At 67.0% G+C, this 4,067-nt stretch carries 5 protein-coding genes; 3 read left to right on the top strand and 2 right to left on the bottom strand.

The genetic code is table 11. From position 1 onward, the window contains the following. The 3 genes from AB0G14_RS34935 to AB0G14_RS34925 all read left to right on the top strand — a co-directional run. The coding region (locus AB0G14_RS34935) for an integrase core domain-containing protein (protein ID WP_357704954.1) at positions 1–162 on the top strand (162 nt) is incomplete at its 5' end. A gap of 135 nt (positions 163–297) precedes the next feature. Further along, positions 298–774, top strand: a complete 477-nt coding sequence (locus AB0G14_RS34930; protein ID WP_357704950.1) for a hypothetical protein — start codon at positions 298–300, stop codon at positions 772–774. A gap of 88 nt (positions 775–862) precedes the next feature. Next, positions 863–1,909 carry a hypothetical protein gene (locus AB0G14_RS34925; protein ID WP_357704947.1) on the top strand — a complete coding sequence of 349 codons (1,047 nt, stop codon included), beginning with the start codon at positions 863–865 and terminating at the stop codon, positions 1,907–1,909. Between the two features lie 766 nt (positions 1,910–2,675). Here AB0G14_RS34925 and AB0G14_RS34920 read toward each other — a convergent pair. Together AB0G14_RS34920 and AB0G14_RS34915 are read right to left on the bottom strand one after the other, a co-directional pair. Then, a complete protein-coding gene (locus AB0G14_RS34920; protein ID WP_357704952.1) occupies positions 2,676–3,605 on the bottom strand; it encodes an FAD-dependent oxidoreductase in 930 nt (309 codons plus the stop codon). 67 nt (positions 3,606–3,672) lie between these two features. Continuing rightward, positions 3,673–4,067, bottom strand: a 395-nt coding sequence (locus tag AB0G14_RS34915; RefSeq protein WP_357704944.1) for a transposase family protein, incomplete at its 5' end; no start/stop codon positions are given.

The raw sequence follows: 4,067 nt of genomic DNA, 5'->3' as shown, positions 1-4,067 counted from the left end.
CGCCGCGCCTTCACCGACGAACGCGAAGCACGACTCACCGCCTTCCGGTGGCTACACCGCTACAACACCATCCGCCGCCACTCCCGGCTCGGACAACAGCCACCGATCACCTACGAAAAGAACACCCGGCCAGCGCCAGCTACGCTGGCCCCGGCCGCATAACCTCGTGTCCAGGATCAGGGGTCAAGCCCCGACAGCTGCTCGGTGCGGGTGCGTGCGCACTCCCGTGCTCGCCGGGGACGTACTCCACGCTGCGGTACGTCATCTCGACGGGTGCATTGCCGTTATCTGCGTCGGTTGGCGGATACCACGCTGGGCGGTTGTGCGCTGGTAATCGAGCTGGTGATGCGCCGGTTCAGGTGTGTGTCCGGCACCTGTCCGGTGGTGCCGTTCGTCGAACAGGTGGAGCATCTGGCCCGGCCTCACGCGCGACGGACTCCGCTGCTGCAGCGGATGCTTGCTCAGGTAGCTCAGCGTCTGCCGGCGCGGCTCCGCACGTCCGAAACGGTGCGCAAACCGCGCCAGCAAATCATCCAGACCCGCCCGCCACCCGACAATCTCGTCGACCAACCCAAGTGCGACAGCCTGCGCCCCGGCCAGACACGGACCACAACAGACAGACGATACGGTCAACGAACTCGCACGACGGATATCATCGACATCGGCGGCTACACGACTGGCGCTGACCCGACGCGAATCATGCCTATGAGCTGCGACAAAGCAACTGTGGAGTTGGTACTAGCGCCTTGCTCGTGCCGCGTGGTGGGGCCCTGACAACCTTCCACCACGTCGCCGGCCGGGCCGGCCGGAGGTCGCCAGCAGGCCGGGGCACGGAACGGTTGGGATGAAGGAAGGGATAAGGGTGAAGAATACCCGAAAGACGCATCTGGTTGGCACGATCCCGGCCGAGAGCCCCCGGGGTGCGATGCAATGGGCTCTGTCGCAGCTAGGGGACAGCCTCGACATGGTGCCCGACGGTGAAACGCAACGCCCGAATTGGGTGCAGCACATCGTGGAGGAGCTCCGCACTCACCCTGACTTCGAGTTGACGCGTGACGGCGACTGGTCGGACTACGGCAAGACACCAACGTTCAGGGTACGTCGGGGCCACGCGTTGCGAGGTGACGACATCAAGGTGGGCATCGAAGCGGCCTTCCGCGACAGCTATCCGATTTACCGAGAGCTGGCCGAGGCGCATGGCCGAACGGAGCTGCCGTTCCAGGTAGGCGTGCCGGGCGATCTCAATTTGGCGATGTTCGCCTTGGGTCCTGCTAGAGCGCTTCGGCATCGGAGGGCGTTCACTGATGCCACGTTGCGCGAGATCCGCGCGATCCATGCCGAGGCTGGGGACCAGGTGGTGTTCCAGATCGAGGTACCGGCCGAGTTGGTTTTCGTGGCGAGTGTCCCGCGCTTCAGTCAGTCGGTTGTGGCGGGCTACCTGGCACGCGGGATCGTGGGCCTGGCTCGGCAGGCGCCCGAGGGCGCCCGCTTCGGCATCCACCTCTGCGTCGGAGACCTGCAACATCGGGCACTCGCGCGGGTGAGGGATAGTGGCCCTTTAGTGCGCCTTGCCAACGCCATCGCGGCAGAGTGGCCTGCGGGCAGGCCGTTGGAGTTCGTTCATGCGCCGTTCTCCGCTGCGGTGGAGCCACCGCCCACCGACCCTCGCTGGTACCGGCCGCTTGCGGGGCTCCGGCTTCCGACCACGACACGCTTCATCGCCGGCTGCGCGCACGAGCGCCAAGACCTCGTGGCCCAAGTCCACGTTCGCAACCTCATCGAGCGAATGGTCGGCCGCCAAGTGGACATCGCGACCAGCTGCGGCCTCGGGCGACGCGACCCTGCGGCGGCCGACGCTGCGATGCGCCGCACAGCCGAGCTTGCGAGCGGCCCGGCGGCAACGGCGTGAGGCGGCAGCCGCAGGCCATGCGCCAGGCCGCCGATACGCCAGGTTCCGGCCGGACCTGTCGGTTTATGACGTGCCACTGCTGCTCGGCGATGAGGTCAGCCACCTCGGCGACCCGCAGTGAACAGGTACGGACGCCGCGCACCGCGTCGCCGTCAGCTATCAGACTCACCTCATCGACCGTCGTGGCACGGAGTAATGATCAACCTACGAAGCCCGATGGCTCCCGCCCCGCGAGCGCAGCGTTCTTGATCAGTGGCGGTGTCGCGTCCGTGAGGTCACGCAGAGCACGGTGAGGTCACGGCGCAGATTTCCTGTGAGGTGTGACCTCAGCGACGCCACAGATTTCTTGCCTCTGCCCACGTCCGCAGGTCCTTGAACGGGTTCCCACGCGCGCCTGCCCCATTCCCGCAGTCGCTCCGAGCCCAGCAGATCCAAGACGACCGTCAGGTCCTTCGAGACCGCGGTGTCATCCGGGCCGGAGGGCGGTGTGACGCCCGGCGCGCCCACAACGGACGCCCGGGTGGGCTGTTCGCCGGCGGTGCGAGGGCGATCCGTCGGGTGGACGCCGGTCCGGTCGGGCGATCTGACGCACGCTCGGCCGGCCGGCCGCCAGGCCATCAGGCCGCCAGCCGGTAGCCGCGCTTCATCACGGTCTGGATCATGTCGACGCCGTCGAGCGGGGTGTCGTCGAAGGCTCGCCGCAGGCGCGACACCGCCATGCATGGGGCATGGGGTTGGCGGGCACAAGCGAAGCAAGCGGATCGGGTTAAGCGTTTGGCGTGGCGACAGATGCGAGAGGCCGATTTATCGAGAAGCGTGACAGGCCAGGGATTTCCGCGCCGAGGCAGAGGTCGCGAACGATGCGGCCGGCGGCCGGCGCCTGGCAGAGCCCTCGCCCCGAGAAGCCGGCCGCGTACAGGAAGCGGCCCTCAGCGCCGATGTAAGCCGTGCGTCCGTCGGCGACGTCAAGCGTCCCCGTCCAGGCTGTGTGCAGGCCGAGATCCGCCAGCCGGGGATACCGCGCGGCGAACTCGGTGGCGACGGCGCGGTGCCATTTCGGACGATCGCTGCCCTGCTTCGGAACCCCTTCCAGGCCGATGAGGAACGGCTCCTGGAGCCGACGTACCCGCAGCGCGGATTCAAAGTGCAGTGTGAACGGGATGACGGTTCGATCGGGAACGGCATCTGTGATCATCAGTTCGGACTCTCTGGGTGCGACCGGCAGCCGCACCCCGGCGAGGTTCGCGACGTCACCGCTCCACGGACCGGCGGCGCAAACGATGAAGTCGGTGTGAAGTGGGCCGGCGGTGGTGTCGACCCGACCGGTCGGCAGGTCGATTCCTGTCACCGTCGTGCGGAGTAGGAACCGGGTACCGCGTTGCCGGGCCGCTGTTGCATACCCCTTCACGATGGCCTCGGGGCTGCACGAGAAGGCTTGTGGTGACCAGATCGCCGCGAGGACTCCGTTCGTGGCAAGCCACGGGTTACGGCGACCAGCCTCTGCGGCGGTAATGATGTCTACCTCCACGCCGACCGCCCGCTGAGCGTCGAGTTCCTGCTCCAGCCGGTCGACGTCGGCCTCCTTGGTCACGGCCACCATGAAGCCGGTTGCCACCAGGTCCGGAGCAACACCGGAGACGACGTCCAGGCGGAGATACTCATCGAGGCTGGCTGCGGCGAGCCGCGAATCCTCGATCCGACCCGGGAAGTAACGATCTCGTGCGCAATTGCCAGGGCTTGTGGGCTGCCGTGATGTGGATTGGTTACCAGGTGATCATGCGGTCGGATACCAAGCCGGCGACCGCGTCAATGGTCTCGGGTAGAAGCTCACGGCGGCCGGTGAAGCGTTGAAGCTGTCGCCACCATTTCAGCTCCGCAATGGCGTGTTCGACAGAAATGCGTTGTGAGGACTGGTGTTTACGCTCTGCTTCCCACGCGTGCTGACGTGCGGGTGGTGCGCCGGGGCGTAGTTTCAGCGGCGGAGCGGTGACCTGGTCGGGGTGGTCCTTGGCCAGGCCTTGGTAGCCGGCGTCGACCAGCACCGTCACCTGCGGGTAGGCGTTCAGCAGGGCGTCGATGCCCTCGACGCGGGCGGCGGTGGTGTCGTGCATCCGGCCTGGCCGGTGTCCACCGCACCACAGGGTCGCCCCGTACTCGT

Origin of the sequence: Micromonospora sp. NPDC023814 (genome assembly GCF_040639595.1) — a bacterium.
In the GTDB taxonomy this organism is placed as follows: domain Bacteria; phylum Actinomycetota; class Actinomycetes; order Mycobacteriales; family Micromonosporaceae; genus Micromonospora.
The sequence above is the reverse complement of the archived record's forward strand: the minus strand, read 5'-3'. Positions and strand labels throughout refer to the sequence as shown.